This window comes from Pseudomonas sp. GW821-FHT07F05, from assembly GCF_059418765.1.
The window spans coordinates 159,511-176,921 of sequence record NZ_JBWKQL010000008.1; the positions used below are offsets into that span (position 1 = coordinate 159,511).

At 59.7% G+C, this 17,411-nt stretch carries 13 protein-coding genes and 2 tRNA genes; 2 read left to right on the forward strand and 13 right to left on the reverse strand.

All coding sequences use genetic code 11. The annotated features are described in order from the left end of the window. Positions 1-48: 48 nt before the first annotated feature. The 8 genes from AC07RO_RS17655 to rnr all read right to left on the reverse strand — a co-directional run bounded on the left by AC07RO_RS17655 (position 49) and on the right by rnr (position 9,736). Positions 49-2,349, reverse strand: coding sequence for a YgiQ family radical SAM protein (locus tag AC07RO_RS17655; protein ID WP_282367766.1), 2,301 nt, complete (start codon positions 2,347-2,349; stop codon positions 49-51). A 127-nt stretch (positions 2,350-2,476) separates the two neighbouring features. Then, positions 2,477-3,874: a replicative DNA helicase gene (gene dnaB / locus AC07RO_RS17660; protein WP_065987793.1), complete on the reverse strand. Its 1,398-nt coding sequence runs from the start codon at positions 3,872-3,874 to the stop codon at positions 2,477-2,479. A gap of 149 nt (positions 3,875-4,023) precedes the next feature. Then, positions 4,024-4,470, reverse strand: a complete 447-nt coding sequence (gene rplI, locus AC07RO_RS17665) for a 50S ribosomal protein L9 (RefSeq protein ID WP_122533812.1) — start codon at positions 4,468-4,470, stop codon at positions 4,024-4,026. Positions 4,471-4,489: 19 nt separating this feature from the next. Beyond that, positions 4,490-5,386, reverse strand: coding sequence for a hypothetical protein (locus tag AC07RO_RS17670; protein WP_495086689.1), 897 nt, complete (start codon positions 5,384-5,386; stop codon positions 4,490-4,492). Positions 5,387-5,424: 38 nt separating this feature from the next. Further along, the gene (gene rpsR, locus AC07RO_RS17675; protein ID WP_037015707.1) at positions 5,425-5,655 is read right to left on the reverse strand and encodes a 30S ribosomal protein S18; all 231 of its coding nucleotides are present in this window, start codon (positions 5,653-5,655) and stop codon (positions 5,425-5,427) included. A gap of 28 nt (positions 5,656-5,683) precedes the next feature. Then, positions 5,684-6,106, reverse strand: coding sequence for a 30S ribosomal protein S6 (gene rpsF, locus AC07RO_RS17680; RefSeq protein ID WP_065987796.1), 423 nt, complete (start codon positions 6,104-6,106; stop codon positions 5,684-5,686). A gap of 265 nt (positions 6,107-6,371) precedes the next feature. After that, positions 6,372-7,121 carry a 23S rRNA (guanosine(2251)-2'-O)-methyltransferase RlmB gene (rlmB, locus tag AC07RO_RS17685; RefSeq protein ID WP_037015712.1) on the reverse strand — a complete coding sequence of 250 codons (750 nt, stop codon included), beginning with the start codon at positions 7,119-7,121 and terminating at the stop codon, positions 6,372-6,374. Beyond that, on the reverse strand, positions 7,118-9,736 hold the full coding sequence (gene rnr / locus AC07RO_RS17690; RefSeq protein ID WP_495086690.1) for a ribonuclease R: 2,619 nt from the start codon (positions 9,734-9,736) through the stop codon (positions 7,118-7,120). The genes rlmB and rnr overlap by 4 nt, the downstream gene beginning before the upstream one ends. A gap of 213 nt (positions 9,737-9,949) precedes the next feature. On the opposite strand from rnr, the gene AC07RO_RS17695 reads away from it, so the two are divergent. Next, positions 9,950-10,036, forward strand: a tRNA-Leu gene (locus AC07RO_RS17695). Positions 10,037-10,231: 195 nt separating this feature from the next. Beyond that, positions 10,232-10,318: transfer RNA gene (locus tag AC07RO_RS17700), tRNA-Leu, on the forward strand. A gap of 75 nt (positions 10,319-10,393) precedes the next feature. Here the strand turns inward: AC07RO_RS17700 and AC07RO_RS17705 are convergent. From AC07RO_RS17705 to hflK, 5 genes are all read right to left on the reverse strand, one after another. Further along, on the reverse strand, positions 10,394-12,328 hold the full coding sequence (locus AC07RO_RS17705) for a methyl-accepting chemotaxis protein (protein WP_495086691.1): 1,935 nt from the start codon (positions 12,326-12,328) through the stop codon (positions 10,394-10,396). Between the two features lie 161 nt (positions 12,329-12,489). Further along, entirely contained in the window at positions 12,490-13,782 is a 1,293-nt protein-coding gene (locus AC07RO_RS17710) for an adenylosuccinate synthase (protein WP_122533816.1), read from the reverse strand. A 54-nt stretch (positions 13,783-13,836) separates the two neighbouring features. After that, the gene (locus tag AC07RO_RS17715; protein WP_495086692.1) at positions 13,837-15,024 is read right to left on the reverse strand and encodes an ATP phosphoribosyltransferase regulatory subunit; all 1,188 of its coding nucleotides are present in this window, start codon (positions 15,022-15,024) and stop codon (positions 13,837-13,839) included. Between the two features lie 290 nt (positions 15,025-15,314). Beyond that, positions 15,315-16,184: a protease modulator HflC gene (hflC, locus tag AC07RO_RS17720; RefSeq protein ID WP_122533818.1), complete on the reverse strand. Its 870-nt coding sequence runs from the start codon at positions 16,182-16,184 to the stop codon at positions 15,315-15,317. Then, positions 16,184-17,365: an FtsH protease activity modulator HflK gene (gene hflK / locus AC07RO_RS17725; protein ID WP_495086693.1), complete on the reverse strand. Its 1,182-nt coding sequence runs from the start codon at positions 17,363-17,365 to the stop codon at positions 16,184-16,186. Before hflK ends, hflC begins: the two co-directional genes overlap by 1 nt. Positions 17,366-17,411: the final 46 nt, after the last annotated feature.

Sequence of the window (17,411 nt, forward strand, 5' to 3'; positions counted from 1 at the left end):
TCGAAAGCTGGCGTTTTGTTGGAGCGAAGAAGCGTTGGCGCGAGGGTGTTAGCGTGGAAAGACCGGCTGACGCGTTGGCTTCTTGCCTTTGCCGGGTTTGGCCGCATCCGAGCGATCCTTGGCTGCCTGCTTGTTACGAGCAGCCGCCGCGGCCTTGGCCTCTTCGCGCTTGTCCCAAGGTTTGCTGCCGTCGCTGCCGCGTTGTGGCAAGCCGGTGTGCTGCGTCAGGATCTTGGTGGTCCTGGCAACCTTGTGGCTACCGGCCGGCGTCGAGTTCTTGCGGCGCGCGCTCTGATAGGTGTCGGTTTCCGGCTGGTGCAGCGGGATCAGCTGATGCTTGCCCGGCCCGATCAGATCGGCACGGCCCATTCGCTCCAGCGCTTCACGCAGCATCGGCCAGCCCTTCGGATCGTGGTAGCGCAGGAACGCCTTGTGCAGACGGCGCTGCTCTTCGCTCTTGACGATGGTGACCGAGTCGCTCTTGTACGTGACCTTGCGCAGCGGGTTCTTGCCGGAGTGGTACATGGCCGTCGCACTGGCCATCGGCGACGGATAGAACGCCTGCACCTGATCCGCACGGAAGCCATTGCCCTTGAGCCACAGCGCGAGGTTCATCATGTCTTCGTCAGTCGTGCCCGGATGGGCCGCGATGAAGTAAGGAATCAGGTACTGCTCTTTGCCCGCTTCCTTGGAGTACTTCTCGAACATGCGCTTGAACTTGTCATAGCTGCCAATGCCCGGCTTCATCATCTGGTTGAGCGGACCTTCTTCGGTGTGCTCAGGCGCAATCTTCAGGTAACCGCCGACGTGGTGGGTGACCAGCTCCTTGACGTACTCGGGCGATTCGACAGCCAGGTCGTAACGCAGACCGGAGGCGATCAGAATCTTCTTCACGCCGGGCAGTTCACGGGCGCTGCGGTACAGCTGAATCAATGCCGAGTGATCGGTGTTCAAGTTCGGGCAGATGCCAGGGAACACGCACGACGGCTTGCGGCACGCGGATTCGATTTCCGGGCTCTTGCAGGCGATGCGATACATGTTCGCCGTCGGCCCGCCGAGGTCGGAAATCACGCCGGTGAAGCCGGGGACCTTGTCACGGATCTCTTCGATTTCGCGAATGATCGAATCGTGGGAACGGTTCTGGATGATCCGGCCTTCGTGTTCGGTGATCGAGCAGAACGTACAGCCACCGAAGCAGCCGCGCATGATGTTCACCGAGAAACGGATCATGTCGTAGGCCGGGATCTTCTCCTTGCCGTACACCGGGTGCGGGATGCGCGCATAAGGCATGCCGAACACGTAGTCCATTTCTTCGGTGGTCATCGGAATGGGCGGCGGATTGAACCAGACGTCGACTTCGCCGTGCTTCTGGACCAGCGCGCGGGCGTTGCCCGGGTTGGTTTCCAGGTGCAATACGCGGTTGGCGTGAGCGTACAGAACCGGGTCGTTACGGACCTTCTCCATCGACGGCAGCCGGATGACCGTCTTGTCGCGGGTCATGCGCGGGCTCGCCAGAATCTGCACGACCTTCGCTTCGTTCGGATCCTCGACGTCACCCTTTTCCTGCTCGATGGCGCAGGCCTGGGTGTCTTGAGTGTTCACGTACGGGTTGATGATCTTGTCGATCTTGCCTGGACGGTCGATACGCGTGGAGTCGACTTCGTACCAGCCTTCCGGCGTATCACGACGAATGAATGCCGTGCCGCGCACGTCAGTGATGCTTTCGATCGTCTCGCCATAGGACAGGCGAGTGGCCACTTCGACGATGGCTCGCTCGGCGTTGCCGTACAGCAGGATATCGGCGCACGCGTCGATCAGGATCGAGTTCCGTACCTTGTCCTGCCAGTAGTCGTAGTGAGCGATGCGGCGCAGCGATGCTTCGATGCCACCCAGAACGATCGGCACGTTCTTGTAGGCTTCCTTGCAACGCTGACTGTAGACCAGACTCGCACGGTCCGGACGCTTGCCCGCCATACCGCCCGGCGTGTACGCATCGTCGGAGCGAATCTTTTTGTCGGCGGTGTAGCGGTTGATCATCGAATCCATGTTGCCGGCCGCGACGCCGAAGAACAGGTTCGGCTCGCCGAGCTTCATGAAGTCGTCTTTTGACTTCCAGTCAGGCTGCGCAATGATCCCGACGCGGAAGCCCTGGGACTCCAGCAGCCGGCCGATGATTGCCATGCCAAACGACGGGTGATCGACGTAGGCATCACCCGTGACAATGATGATGTCGCAGGAATCCCAGCCAAGCTGATCCATTTCTTCCCGGCTCATGGGCAGGAAAGGCGCTGGTCCGAAACATTCGGCCCAGTACTTCGGATAGTCAAATAACGGCTTGGCTGCTTGCATATCGATGACCAGTGTTCGTGTCTGGGGGCGATTTTCGCTTGGAAATTCGCGGGCGCGGAGAATAGCACAAATTTTGATCAAATCCGACGGCACAGGTCGGATTAGTGGTTAGCCCTGAACCGGCTACCTACTCATCATCATCAAAGTTGTAGCTACCCGGCGCGAGGTTTTCGAAGCGGGTGTACTTGCCGATAAACGCAAGCCGAATGAACCCGATCGGGCCGTTCCGCTGCTTGCCGATGATGATTTCAGCGATGCCCTTGTGTTCGGTCTCGGGGTGATACACCTCATCCCGGTACACGAACATGATGACGTCGGCGTCCTGCTCGATCGCTCCGGATTCCCGCAAGTCAGAGTTCACCGGGCGCTTGTTGGGACGTTGCTCGAGGGAGCGGTTCAGCTGGGACAGCGCGACCACCGGGCAATTGAATTCCTTGGCGAGCGCTTTGAGGGAACGGGAGATCTCGGAAATCTCGTTCGTCCGGTTATCCCCGCTCGAGCCCGGGATCTGCATCAGCTGCAGGTAGTCGATCATGATCAGGCCGATGTCGCCGTGCTCGCGGACAAGACGCCGCGTACGCGCACGCATCTCCGACGGGCTGATGCCAGCCGTGTCGTCGATGAACAGCTTGCGATCGTTGAGCAGGTTGACCGCCGACGTCAGGCGCGGCCAGTCATCGTCATCCAGCTGACCGGAACGCACCTTGGTCTGGTCGATACGGCCCAGCGACGAAAGCATACGCATGATCAGCGATTCGCCTGGCATCTCTAGCGAGTAGACCAAAACCACCTTGTCGCTGCGCAGCACCGCGTTTTCCACAAGGTTCATCGCGAAGGTGGTCTTACCCATCGACGGACGGCCTGCGACGATGATCAGGTCAGACTGCTGCAAACCGCTGGTCTTTTCATCCAGGTCGGCGTAGCCCGTGGAAAGGCCAGTGATGCCGTCGCCGATGTTGAACAGCGTATCGATGCGGTCAATCGCGCGGGTCAGCAGGTCGTTGACGCTGACCGGGCCGCCCGTCTTGGGCCGCGCCTCGGCGATCTGAAAGATCTGCCGTTCGGCCTCGTCGAGAATCTCTTCAGCGGTGCGCCCTTCCGGATTGAAAGCACTGTCGGCAATCTCGGTGCTGATGCCGATCAACTGGCGCAGCGTTGCGCGCTGACGAACGATCTGGGCATAGGCCTTGATGTTCGCGACGGACGGGATGTTCTTCGCCAGTTCCGATAGGTAACCCAGGCCGCCGACCTGGGAGGTCTGGCCTTCCTTGTCGAGCTGCTCGGCCAGGGTGACGACGTCGATCGGTTGGTTCTGATCCGCCAGCTTGGCGATGGCGCGGAATATCAGACGGTGGTCATGACGATAGAAATCGCCATCCGACACCTGATCAAGCACGCGCTCCCAGGCGTTGTTGTCCAGCATCAAACCACCGAGCACGGCCTGTTCGGCCTCGATGGAATGCGGCGGCACCTTCAGGGCAGCGGTTTGCAGATCATATTGCTCGGGAGCGGAAATGTCGTTCATGGCCACACGGAAATCAGGGGGTTGAATCAGGATACTCAGAAATGACAAAGGGCACGACCTGCGAACAGGAACGTGCCCAATGCCAACCGACCGAGGAGCGAGTCGTCAGTCGGTCAGACTTCTGCACCGAAGCGCAGAAACCATACTGCTTAAGCAGCTACAACAACAACGCGAACGGTAGCTTCAACATCGCTGTGCAGGTGCACGGCTACGTCGTATTCGCCAACGTTACGGATGGTGCCGTTCGGCAGACGAACTTCAGACTTGGCCACTTCAACGCCAGAGGCGGTCAGTGCGTCAGCGATGTCGTGAGTACCGATCGAGCCGAACAGCTTGCCTTCGTCACCAGCGGTGGCAGTGATGGTCACTTCCAGCTCAGCCAGTTGGGCAGCACGAGTTTCAGCAGAAGCTTTCTTCTCGGCGGCAGCTTTTTCCAGCTCTGCACGACGCTCTTCAAACGCGGCCACGTTGGCAGCGGTTGCAGCGGTTGCTTTGCCGAAAGGCAGCAGGAAGTTACGACCGTAGCCAGCCTTAACGTTTACTTTATCGCCCAGGTTGCCCAGGTTGGCGACTTTTTCCAGCAGGATGAGTTCCATTTGGTAAAACCTCTTAACTTTAACCTTCACCGTTCGCAGAACCGTTATCGGCATCTTTCGACGCCAGACGGCCGCGAAAATCAATCAGGCTGTCGACAATGGCAATCACCACCAGCAACGGATAGATCAGCTGCATGAACAGCAACAGCGTGACGTACAACCCCACCAGCCAGAACCGTGTCAGGCGCTTTGCAGCCACCAGACCGTGAATCAGGGCCAGGCCCGCGAACATGAGCGGTACGCTGCACAACGGTGTCAGCATCGCCAGTTGAGGACCGAAGTTCGGCCCCACCAACATGCACACCAGCAGCACCAGCATCGGTGCCCGCGGGAGTTTCAGGCTGCGAAATTCGCGCCCGAAACCGCCCGGGTTATACAACAACGCCTGCCAGTACCGCCCAAGGATCAGGCATACCACGCTGACGATCTGCAACAACGCTGCAATCAGGCCGTTGAGGACGGGTGTAATCAGTGCCCCCAGACGCGCTCGCTCTTCTACCGACATCTGCTGGTAGACATCACCGAAGACGTGGGGCAAGAGCTTTTGCAGCTCTCCCGCCATGGCTTCGATGGGCTCGCGAAACACCGCGCCCAGAATCACTGCATACAACAATCCAACCGCCACGCTGACCAGCAGCACTCGGACCCAGGACTCGCTGGCACGCAACACGGCGGCCAACCCCCAAGAACCCAGCAACACCATCAGGGTGCGGGGTTCACCGAAATACCACCAGACCAAAGCCGGCAGCAGAGCCCAGGCGAGGACGCCCAAGGCGTCACTCATCCCGCGTCGCAGGAGCACAAGGCAACCTGCGGCAGCACTCAACCAGAACAACAGCGGCAATGCCGCACATCCAACCACTACGAGAGTGGCCTGCATGCGGCCGCGCATGATGAATTCAGCCATGGCACGCATGCGATCTATCCCTTACTGCGTTTGTCGACTACCTGGTCTCAGCGGCCGTGGCTGTCGGTGTAGGCCAACAGGGCCAGGAAGCGGGCGCGCTTGATAGCGGTAGCCAGCTGACGCTGATAACGAGCTTTGGTACCAGTAATGCGGCTAGGAACGATCTTGCCGGTTTCAGATACGTAGGCTTTCAGGGTGTTGAGATCTTTGTAATCGATCTCCTTCACATTTTCAGCTGTGAAGCGGCAGAATTTACGACGACGGAAGAAACGTGCCATGTAATGGGCTCCTCAAAAGGTCCGTGGATTACTCGTCAGCGTTATCGCTGTTGTCGCTGTCATCACCATCGGCGCCATCGGCGTCGGAGTGCTCAGGACGGTCGCGACGCTCACGGCGCTCACTGCGGTTTTCTTCAGCCTTGAGCATTTCGGACTGGCCAGTAACAGCTTCGTCGCGACGGATGACAAGGTTACGGATCACGGCATCGTTGTAACGGAAGTTGTCTTCCAGCTCGGCCAGAGCCTTGCCAGTGCACTCAACGTTCAGCATCACGTAGTGAGCCTTGTGAACATTGTTGATTGCGTAGGCCAGTTGACGACGGCCCCAATCTTCCAGACGGTGGATCTTGCCGCCGTCTTCTTCGATCAGCTTGGTGTAACGCTCTACCATGCCGCCGACTTGCTCGCTCTGGTCCGGGTGAACCAGAAAGATGATTTCGTAATGACGCATGAATGCTCCTTACGGGTTGTAGCCTGCCGCCAAAGCGGTCAGACAAGGAGTGAATAACACTGGTTTATCTTGCACAGGAACAGGCACATGAGCACCTGCCATGACAGCAAGGGACGCGATTGTAGAGAAGGGGTCGGAGGGGCGCAAGGAGATTGGTGAATATTTGAACAATGGCTTTGAGCTACAAGCTACAAGCTACAAGCTACAAGCCGGAGCGTGACTGGCTCGAGCTTGAGGCTTGCAGCTTGCAGCTCGCTACTGACAACTACTTCTTGGCAGCCGCGCGCTGGCGCAGGGCTTCGAACAGGCAGACGCCTGTCGCGACCGAAACGTTGAGGCTGCTGACGCTACCCGCCATCGGCAGACGTACCAGATAATCGCAATGCTCGCGGGTCAGGCGGCGCATGCCTTTACCTTCAGCCCCCATGATCAGGATGGTCGGGCCAGTCAGGTCCTGCTGATACAACTCTTGCTCGGCCTCACCTGCGGTACCGACAACCCACAGGCCGCGTTGCTGGAGTTTTTCCAGCGTGCGCGCCAGGTTGGTCACGGCCACGAGAGGAATGACCTCGGCCGCGCCGCACGCCACTTTCCGCACGGTCGGCGTCAAAGTCGCGGACTTGTCTTTCGGCACGATCACCGCCAGCGCACCGGCCGCATCGGCAGTCCGCAGGCAGGCGCCCAGGTTATGCGGATCGGTGACGCCATCCAGGACCAGAATCAGCGGAGGACCTTCGGTGCGGTCGAGCAGCTCGTCGAGCATCGCCTCGCCCCAGACCTGGCTCGGACTCACATCCGCCACCACGCCCTGGTGAACGCCCTCAACCCAGGCATCCATCTCGCGGCGCTCGGCCTGCCCCACCGACACGCGGTTCTGCGCAGCGAGCTCGATGAGCACCTGAACCCGCGGATCGCTGCGCCCTTCAGCCAGCCAGATCTGCTTGACCCGCTTCGGGTGATGACGCAACAGCGCCTCTACGGCATGAACACCGTAGATTTTTTCCAGCTGACTCATGACTTTGCCCTAGGTTTGCGAACGCTGCCACTACTTGCAGAAGAAGCCGAGCCCGATTTCGACGAACCCTTGCGGTGCTTGCTGGACTTACCGGAGGCGCCAGCGGAATCACTCGTCGACTTTCCCGACGATGCCTTGCTACCACCCTTGGCTTCAGTCAGCAGCGCTTTTTTCATTTCACGGCTTTTGCGCACTTCAGCGTTCTTGGCAGCCGCATCACTTGGTCGATAGGCCTCGGCAACAGGCTCTTTCGCGGTCCGGCGACCGGACTTGGAAGCAGACGAGGACTCCTTGGAATCCTTGCCCTTCTCTGCCGCGGCAGGCTCTGACGTCCGACGTTTGCGGCCGATCGGTGCGCTGGTGGTCTTCTCGGACATTTCGAAGTCGATCTTGCGCTCGTCAAGATCAACACGCATGACACGCACTTCAACGGTGTCGCCCAGGCGGAAGCTGCGCCCTGTGCGCTCGCCGGCCAGACGATGGTGGACCGGATCGAAGTGGTAGTAATCACCCGGCAATGCGGTGACATGAACCAGGCCTTCGACATAGATATCGGTCAGCTCGACGAACAGACCAAAGCCGGTGACAGCCGTGATCACGCCCGGGAACGACTCGCCAACGCGGTCTTTCATGAACTCGCATTTAAGCCAGTTCGTGACGTCGCGGGTGGCCTCATCGGCACGGCGTTCGCTCATCGAGCACTGCTCGCCCAACTGCTCGAGCATTGCTTCATCGTACGGGTAGATGCGCGCTTTCGGAATGACGGGAGCACCGGCACGACGAACGTGCGGCGTTTCCTGCTTGGAGCGGATCACGCTGCGGATCGCCCGGTGAGTCAGCAAGTCCGGGTAGCGACGAATCGGCGAGGTGAAGTGGGTATACGCTTCGTAATTCAGGCCGAAGTGGCCATGGTTATCAGAGCTGTACACCGCCTGACTCAACGAGCGCAGCATGACAGTCTGGATCAGGTGGTAATCCGGACGGTCCTTGATGGTTTCGAGCAGCGCCTGATAATCCTTCGGCGTCGGGCCGTCTTTGCCCTTGTGCAGGGAAAGACCCAGCTCGCCGAGGAAGGCACGCAGCTTTTCCAGACGCTCGGGCGGCGGACCGTCGTGGACGCGATACAGGGCAGGGATCTCGTGTTTCTTGAGAAACGCTGCAGTCGCCACGTTCGCCGCAAGCATGCACTCTTCAATCAGCTTGTGCGCATCGTTGCGAGTGGTCGGGCGGATCTCGGCGATTTTGCGCTCGGTCCCGAAAATGATCCGGGTTTCCTGGGTTTCAAAATCGATGGCACCGCGAACGTGCCGGGCGCCCAGCAGCACTTTGTACAGCGCATAAAGCTGCTTCAGGTGCGGCACGACGTCGCCATATTGCTCGCGCAGCTGCTTGGCTTCGGCGGCTTTTGGATGCTCCAGCATCGAGCTGACCTTGTTGTAGGTCAGACGCGCATGGGAGTGGATCACGGCTTCGTAGAAAACGTAGTCAGTCATCTCGCCGGTTTTGGAGATGGTCATCTCGCAAACCATTGCCAGACGATCAACCAGCGGATTCAGCGAGCACAGGCCGTTGGACAGCTGCTCAGGGAGCATCGGGATCACGCGCTCGGGGAAATACACCGAGTTGCCGCGCACCTGAGACTCAGCGTCGAGCGCCGAGCCAAGCTTCACATAGCTCGATACGTCGGCGATCGCCACGTAGAGCTTCCAGCCGCCGGAGAACAGGCGCAGCTTGCCGGGCTTGGCTTCGCAGAAAACGGCATCGTCGAAGTCGCGGGCATCTTCACCGTCGATGGTCACGAACGGAAGGTGACGCAGATCGACGCGGTTTTCCTTGTCCTTCTCTTCCACTTCCGGCTTGAGCTTGGCGGCTTCTTTCAGCACAGCCTCAGGCCAGACGTGAGGGATGTCGTAGGTACGCAGCGCGACATCGATCTCCATGCCGGGCGCCATGTAATTGCCCACCACCTCAACCACGTCACCTTGGGGCTGGAAGCGCGGTGTCGGCCAGTGGGTGATTTTCACCTCGACGAACTGACCGATCTTGGCGCCGTTGTTACGGCCTGGGGTGATCAGCACTTCTTGCTGGATTTTTGGGTTGTCCGGCTGGACGAAACCGATGCCGCTTTCTTCGAAGTAGCGACCCACCACGGTTTCGTGTGCACGGGAAATGACTTCGACGATCACGCCTTCCCGGCGGCCGCGACGGTCCAGACCCGAGACGCGCGCCAGTGCACGGTCGCCGTCGAACACCAGACGCATTTGCGCAGGGCTCATGAACAGGTCGTCGGAGCCGTCATCCGGCACCAGGAAGCCGAAGCCGTCACGGTGACCGCTGATGCGGCCCAGGATGAGGTCCAGCTTGTCGACCGGCGCGTACGTACCGCGGCGGGTATAAATCAGTTGCGCATCACGCTCCATGGCGCGGAGCCGACGCCGCAAGGCCTCGATCTGATCTTCAGTCGTGAGGCCAAACTCTTCCACCAACTGCTCACGGGCGGCGGGCGAACCGCGCTCGGAAAGGTGCGCCAGAATCAGCTCACGGCTAGGGATGGGGTTTTCGTATTTTTCCGCTTCACGAGCGGCCTCGGGATCGAGGGACTGCCAATCGGCCATTAGAATGAGTTCACCTTATCTGGATGTAATTAGTTTGGCATATACCAGATTGAAACGCGAAGACAGCATTTGCTGGGACTTTTCGCTATTTCAAATTATTTTTGCACGGGGGCTTTACAGCCTTCAATCTCCTCCGTAAGATGCGCCCCACAACGACGGCACTGCCAAGTTGTAGTTGAAATCAAACGAAATATCGAATGAAATCAACGAACTGCCCAGATGGTGAAATTGGTAGACACGCCAGCTTCAGGTGCTGGTGACCGCAAGGTCGTGGAAGTTCGAGTCTTCTTCTGGGCACCAATTCAACGAAACCGAGCTTAGGCTCGGTTTTGTGCATTTTGCGGTTTGAAAAGTCAAGCCTGGCAAAACTGCCCTCAGCGTAGATCACTTCTCCCTGCCCTGTCCCACGCGGCAAATGAATCGCTCAACCGCCTCCCGAAGAAATTCAAAAATTCAGTTGCACTCCCACGAAAAATCTAATTAAATCAGCGCCATGCCCAGATGGTGAAATTGGTAGACACGCCAGCTTCAGGTGCTGGTGACCGCAAGGTCGTGGAAGTTCGAGTCTTCTTCTGGGCACCAAACAAACAAAACCGAGCCAAGTGCTCGGTTTTGTGCTTTCTGGGGGGGCTGCAATACCCCGGTCCGTACAGGCGACTACGCGCGGAACTGCCCAAGACTCGCCTTGAGCTGAGCAGCAAGCCTGTCCAGCGTCTTGCCGCTGGCGGTTGTTTCCACCACGGCCTGCGCAGCCTTCTCGGCTTGAGCGTGGATGACTTCTACGCGCCCGCGTACTGCTTGTGCGCCTTGAGCCTGATGCTCTGCCGCACGAGTCGCTAAACCAATCGCCGCATGAACCTGCTCGACAGACAACTGCACCGACTGCTGTAGCCGCGCGCTGTCCTTCAATACCGCCAAGCCTTCTTTGGCCTGACGCCCGGCCAGACCAATCGTTGCCACCGCTTCGCGTGCCCCGGACTGCAGCTTGGCGATGTGTTCCTGAATATCGCCCGTTGAGCTTTGCGTCTTGCTCGCCAACGCGCGCACTTCATCGGCGACAACGGCGAAACCTCGACCGGTCTCGCCCGCACGCGCTGCCTCAATGGCCGCGTTGAGGGCAAGCAGGTTGGTTTGCTCGGCGATGCCATGGATCACTTCCAGCACCACTTCAATCTGCTGGCTTTGCTGCGCCAGCCGCTCGATGACTTGGGAACCGGTCTCCACCTGCCCGGCCAGCGCCTCAATCAGGCTGCCCACCTGATTGGAGGTGCGTGTGTTTTCATCGGTCGCCTGACGAATGTCCACCACCTGCCGCAATGCTGCCTGCATCGCCTGGCTCTCGGCCTGCGCCTCGTCAGCCATCTGCGCCAGCGCTTGAAGGCTGGCAGCCACTTCATCACGCTGCAACTCGGCGGCAGCGCCGGCGCCCGCATTGCGTTTGCTCATGGCGCCGATCTCAACCCCCGTCTGTTGCGCCACATCGCCCGCCTCTCGAACGATCGGCTGCAATTTGTCTACGAAGCGGTTCACCGCCGCAGCCATATCGCCTATCTCATCGTTGCTGTTGAGTTTGACGCGCTTGGTCAGATCGCCTTCGCCTGCTGCCAGATCATCCAGCGCACGATTGAGCAACTGCAAGCGCAAAACGACGCGGCGCCCCAGCACGATGGCCAACACCACCAGCACACCGAGTCCCACCAGAGACAGCCCGACGCCGATTCTCCAGCGCAACGTGGACGCAGCCTCCTGGACAGCAGAACTGGTATTGGTTGCCATCGCAGTGGCCGACGCTTGCGCCGTTTGCAGACGCGAGCGCAATGCGGCAGAACTCTCGGCCGCAGCGCCGCCCAGACTTTCCGAAACCAGTTGATCACCGCTGCCGATCAACGCAACGAAGCGTTTGTCCAGCGCCGCCAGATTCTCTTCCACCGACGTGGTCGATACGCCCATGCGTACTTTGCCGATTTCCACACCGTTGGGGCTGATCGAAGCCTCGACGTAATAAACCGAAGGATCCTTCTGCGCCGCATTCAGGACCTTGTCCATGGCACGCTCGCCTTCGCCTTTCGCCAGCAGGGCCTTGATCGATTCGTTCTCGCGATTCAGATAACGCGTCAGGTGCTCACCTTGAGCATCGTCGTAGACCACAAAAAGCACGTTCGGATTGCGTTGCGCACGGCGCGCGAACTCCGACAGCGTCGGCGTATCGCCATCCCACATTGCCCGTGGCGCGACAGCAGCCAGCAGCTCGGCCATGTCCGTCGCTGAATCCCGCAGGTCTTTCTCCAGCGTCGCACGCAGTTGCTTCTGTTCATCTTTCAGACGCGTCGACAGGCCCGCGCTCAGGCGCTGACGTGTATTTTGCGAAAGACTGTCCAGACTGGACGTTACGTCGCGGCTTGCCTGTTCCAGTTCGCCGGTCAAGTGTTGCGAATCTACACTCAGCCGCGCCGCCAGTTCAGCTTCGAGCGCAGTAACGGTGCTCCGAGTGAGGGCGACGGCAACCAGCACCTGCACCACAAGGGCAATACCGAGAGCAATGAATACGGGCCGCAGCAAGCGGCTGCGTAGAAGAGAAGTAACAGCCGACACAGGAAATCCCCCACAACACACGCCATTAAAATGATGGCATCGCGTAATACGTGGAATCACAGCAAGGGTCGTGCCGCAGTGGCGGGTTTGATTGAGGTGCAAGTCAACGGGCAAAACAAAGGGCCGCCGAAGCGACCCTTTGTTTGTGTTTCAACGACTTATCAATCGAACGGGTGACGCAGAACGATCGTCTCGTTGCGATCAGGCCCCGTCGAAATAATGTCGATCGGTGCGCCAACCAGTTCTTCAAGGCGCTTGATGTAAGCGCGAGCGTTGGCAGGCAGCTCTTCCAGGGTCTTGGCACCCAGGGTCGACTCGGACCAGCCCGGCACTTCTTCGTACACCGGCTCCAGGCCGATGTAGCTGTCAGCGTCGGTCGGGGCGTCGATCACTGCACCGTTCTCGTTCTTGTAGCCCACGCAGATGTTGATGGTCTCGAGACCGTCAAGCACGTCCAGCTTGGTCAGGCAGATGCCCGAGATGCTGTTGACGTCGATGGCGCGGCGCAGGATAACAGCGTCGAACCAACCACAGCGGCGGGCTCGGCCGGTGGTTGCACCGAACTCGTGGCCACGCTTGGCCAGGAACGCGCCGACGTCGTCGAACAGCTCCGTCGGGAACGGACCCGAACCCACGCGAGTGGTGTAGGCCTTGGTGATGCCCAGGATGTAATCCAGGTACATCGGACCCATGCCCGAACCGGTGGCGATGCCGCCGGCAGTGGTGTTCGAGCTAGTGACGTACGGGTAGGTACCGTGGTCGATGTCCAGCAACGAACCCTGGGCACCTTCGAACATGATGTCTTTGCCGGCGCGACGCATTTCGTGCAGCGTAGCGGTCACGTCGAGCATCATCGGCTTGAGCAGCTCGGCGTATTCCATGCACTCGTCGAGTGTCTTCTGGAAGTCGATGGCCGGCTCTTTGTAGTAATTCACCAGAACGAAGTTGTGGTAATCCAGCAGCTCGCCCAGCTTGGCGGCGAAGCGTTCGCGGTGGAACAGATCACCAATGCGCAGGCCACGACGCGCAACCTTGTCTTCGTAAGCCGGGCCGATGCCACGACCGGTCGTGCCGATCTTGTGCTCGCCACGGGCTTTTTCACGGGCCTGATCAAGGGCCACGTGATAGGACAGGATCAGCGGGCAGGACGGGCTGATGCGCAGACGCTCGCGCACCGGAATGCCTTTCTCTTCCAGCTTGGTGATTTCGCGCATGAGTGCATCAGGCGCAACAACCACACCGTTGCCGATCAGGCACTGCACGCCTTCGCGCAGAACGCCGGACGGAATCAGGTGCAGGACGGTTTTCTCGCCGTCGATCACCAGCGTGTGGCCAGCGTTGTGGCCGCCTTGATAGCGCACTACCGCGGTTGCATGTTCGGTCAGCAGATCAACGATCTTGCCTTTGCCCTCATCACCCCATTGGGTGCCCAGGACTACGACATTCTTACCCATAACACTTGTCCTCATTCGCGCAAACTTGGTGCCGGCAGCGGCCGGCGGGGAAACTCAAGAGGCCAGCGGCATTACCTGCCAACGCTCGCCCTGCTGAATCAATTGCCGATCGCAGTCGGCGTCTTGCGCCGCTGAAACCGGTTGGCCTGGCAAGGCCTGAACCACACGCTGACCTTCTGCGCGCAGCTGACAGACCTTCTGCCACAGCACCGCATCAGTGCTGTCCGGCATCCAGATACCGCCTGACGGTAGCTCGATCTGCGCCTGACCGCGTGTCACCAGGGTTTTCAGATCGGTGGAAAACCCCGTCGCCGGGCGGGCGCGACCGAAGTCGGCACCAATGTCATCATACCGACCACCCTGGGCGATCGACTGGCCAACACCCGGCACGAACACCGCAAACACCACACCGGTGTGGTAGTGGTAGCCGCGCAACTCGCCGAGGTCAAAATACAACGGTAGCTCAGGAAACCGGGCCGACAGACGTTCGGCGATTTCCTGCAGATCATCCAGCGCTTCGATGACCGGCGCCGGCGCATTCGCCAGACGGTCGCGAGCCTGCGCCAACACGCTACGGTCGCCACACAGATCCACCAGCGCGCGCAGCATGCTGGCCAGATCCGCCGACAGACCTTCGGTCAACGCAATGACCTCGTCGATGGCTTTGCGCTGAAGTGCATCAAACAGCTGTTGTTCTACTTCGCCGGACAACCCGGCAGCGCGGGCGAGACCGCGGTAAATCCCGACATGGCCCAGGTCCATATGGACGTCCGGCACGTCAGCCAGTTGCAGCATCGCCAACATGAGGCTGATGACTTCGACGTCGCTGCTTGGGCTCGCATCTCCGTACAGCTCGGCACCCAGCTGGATCGGGCTGCGCGAGGACGACAACGCACGCGGCTGGGCATGCAGCACGCTGCCTGCGTAGCAGAGACGGCTCGGGCCTTCACGGCGCAAAGTGTGTGCGTCGATGCGGGCGACCTGCGGCGTGATGTCCGCGCGGAACCCCATCTGCCGACCCGATTGCGGGTCGACGACTTTAAAGGTGCGCAGATCCAGATCCTGGCCCGCACCGGTGAGCAGCGATTCGAGGTATTCGATGTGCGGGGTGACGACAAACTCGTAGCCCCAGCTCTGAAACAGATCCAGCACCTGACGACGCGCGACTTCAATACGCGCAGCTTCCGGCGGCAGTACTTCTTCGATGCCATCCGGCAGCAGCCAGCGGTCAACCGTTGCCATTACGCCTTTCCCCTATGATCCGGGCGGCCGGCCCTTGGGCAAGCCTTGAGTGAAGCAGACAGCATTCTACGGACGCAGGACAAGGAAACCTCCCCTGCCTGATGCGCCGCAATAGCTTGAACACTGTCCTCGAAAAAACTGCCGCGCACGGAACACGCCACGGCCAATCAATCGTGCAGACGCAAAAAAGCCGGGAATTTCCCGGCTGCCGCATCATACACACGTTTTGTCGCGCGATCACCCCGACGGGTAGTTTTGCCGCCCGGCGGAGTGATCAAGTGCTGATGCGATTACGGCTTGGACTTTTGCAGATAGCGGAAAAACTCGCTGCCTGGGTCAAGCACCATCACGTCGCTTTTGTTGGCGAAGCTTTCACGGTAGGCGCGAAGGCTACGGTAGAACGCGTAGAACTCCTGATCCTGACCGTAGGCCTTGGAGTAGATCGCGGACGCCTGAGCATCACCATCACCGCGGGCCTCTTCAGACTCGCGATACGCCTCAGCCAACAGAACGCGGCGCTGACGATCAGCGTCGGCACGAATGCCCTCAGCCAGTTCGTTACCCTTGGCGCGATGCTCGCGGGCTTCACGCTCACGCTCGGTGCTCATGCGCTCGAACACACTGCGATTCACTTCCTTCGGCAGATCGATAGCCTTGACCCGGACATCGACAACTTCGATGCCCAGCTCTTTGCCGGCCATGGTGTTGAGCGACGCAGTGATGTCAGCCATCAGCGCGTCACGCTCACCCGAGACCACCTCGTGCAGGGTGCGCTTGCCGAACTGGTCGCGCAGACCAGACTCGAGACGACGGGAAAGGCGCTCATCGGCGATCTGCTTCAGGCCGGATGTCGCGGTGTAGAAACGCTCAGCGTCCTTCACACGCCACTTGGCATAGGCATCAACCATCACGGCTTTCTTTTCGAGCGTCAGGAAACGCTGAGTCGGCGCATCAAGGGTCATCAAGCGACCATCGAACTTACGCACCTGATTCACGTAGGGAATCTTCACGTGCAGGCCTGGCGAAACATCCGCCTGAACCACGCGACCGAACTGCAGCAGCACCGCGCGCTCGGTCTGAGCGACGATGTAGAAGCTGTTCCATGCGACCACGGCCAACACGACGCAGACAATCAGGGCAACCAGAGATTTATTGCTCATCAGCGAGTCTCCCTAGTGCGCGTGTCACGCTGCTGTTGCATGTCTGCTGCCCGTGAGCCCGGGTCTGCCGGTGCAGCAGCGGCGCCGCCGGCGGTAGACGAATTGGAACCGTTACGGCTGCTATCGATCATTTTGTCCAACGGCAGGTAAAGCAGGTTGTTCTGACCTTTGTCGCCGGTCACGAGTACCTTGCTGGTGTTGCTGAAGACTTCCTGCATGGTGTCCAGATACAGACGCTCACGCGTGACTTCCGGTGCCTTGCGGTACTCGGCAACCAGCTTGGTAAAGCGATCCGCCTCACCCTTGGCTCGAGAGACCACTTCATCGCGATAACCGTTGGCGTCTTCGACGATACGCTGAGCCTGACCACGCGCCTCCGGAATCACACCGTTTGCGTAGGTTTCAGCCTGGTTGCGTGAGCGTTGCTCGTCTTCACGGGCGCGGATCACGTCATCGAACGCTTCCTGGACTTCGCGTGGCGCCGCAGCGCTCTGCACGTTGACCTGAGTCACGGTGATGCCGGTGCGATAGGTATCGAGGAAGCGCTGCAGCCGCTCCTTGATTTCGCTGGCCATCAACTCACGACCTTCAGTCAGCACCTGATCCATGGCGGTCGAACCGACGACATGACGCAAGGCACTTTCGGTCGCATGCTGCAGGCTGACTTCAGGCTGATCAACGTTCAGCACGAAATCCTGCAGATTGGTAATTTTGTACTGCACGGTCAGTGGCACTTCGACGATGTTCTCGTCTTCGGTAAGCATCTGGCCCTGCTTGCTGTACGCACGTTCGCGCGTCACGTTTTCGAGGTACTTGCGATCGAACGGCGGGAAATAGATGTTCAGACCCGGCCCGACGGTTTCGTAATACTTGCCGAAGCGCAGCACAACGGCCTGCTCTTGCTCGTCGACCACATAGATTGCGTTGTACAGCCAGATGGCGAGCAGCACGACCAGACCGATGCCGAGCAGGCCAAGGCCACCGCCCTTGCTCGATCCACCGCCGCTGCCGCCGCCATCGCCACTGCGTTTCTTGCCACCACCGAACAACCCATTCAGGATTTCCTGCAGCTTACGGAAGGCCTCGTCGAGATCCGGTGGCCCCTTGCGGTCGCCGCCCTTGCGCTTACCACCCCAAGGATCCTGATTATTCGAGTTGCCACCCGGCTCATTCCAAGCCATAGCGCTCTCCATCTGATAAAGCAAAGACGCGCCCGCGGCGCGCCGA

Excerpts from the sequence above, each read along its gene's own strand:
- hflK (WP_495086693.1), bottom strand. The coding sequence starts at position 17,365 with ATGGCTTGGAATGAGCCGGGTGGCAACTCGAATAATCAGGATCCTTGG.
- rplI (WP_122533812.1), bottom strand. The coding sequence starts at position 4,470 with ATGGAACTCATCCTGCTGGAAAAAGTCGCCAACCTGGGCAACCTGGGC.
- AC07RO_RS17715 (WP_495086692.1), bottom strand. The coding sequence starts at position 15,024 with ATGGCAACGGTTGACCGCTGGCTGCTGCCGGATGGCATCGAAGAAGTA.
- rnr (WP_495086690.1), bottom strand. The coding sequence starts at position 9,736 with ATGGCCGATTGGCAGTCCCTCGATCCCGAGGCCGCTCGTGAAGCGGAA.
- rlmB (WP_037015712.1), bottom strand. The coding sequence starts at position 7,121 with ATGAGTCAGCTGGAAAAAATCTACGGTGTTCATGCCGTAGAGGCGCTG.
- rpsR (WP_037015707.1), bottom strand. The coding sequence starts at position 5,655 with ATGGCACGTTTCTTCCGTCGTCGTAAATTCTGCCGCTTCACAGCTGAA.
- rpsF (WP_065987796.1), bottom strand. The coding sequence starts at position 6,106 with ATGCGTCATTACGAAATCATCTTTCTGGTTCACCCGGACCAGAGCGAG.
- AC07RO_RS17655 (WP_282367766.1), bottom strand. The coding sequence starts at position 2,349 with ATGCAAGCAGCCAAGCCGTTATTTGACTATCCGAAGTACTGGGCCGAA.
- dnaB (WP_065987793.1), bottom strand. The coding sequence starts at position 3,874 with ATGAACGACATTTCCGCTCCCGAGCAATATGATCTGCAAACCGCTGCC.
- hflC (WP_122533818.1), bottom strand. The coding sequence starts at position 16,184 with ATGAGCAATAAATCTCTGGTTGCCCTGATTGTCTGCGTCGTGTTGGCC.
- AC07RO_RS17710 (WP_122533816.1), bottom strand. The coding sequence starts at position 13,782 with ATGGGTAAGAATGTCGTAGTCCTGGGCACCCAATGGGGTGATGAGGGC.
- AC07RO_RS17670 (WP_495086689.1), bottom strand. The coding sequence starts at position 5,386 with ATGCGTGCCATGGCTGAATTCATCATGCGCGGCCGCATGCAGGCCACT.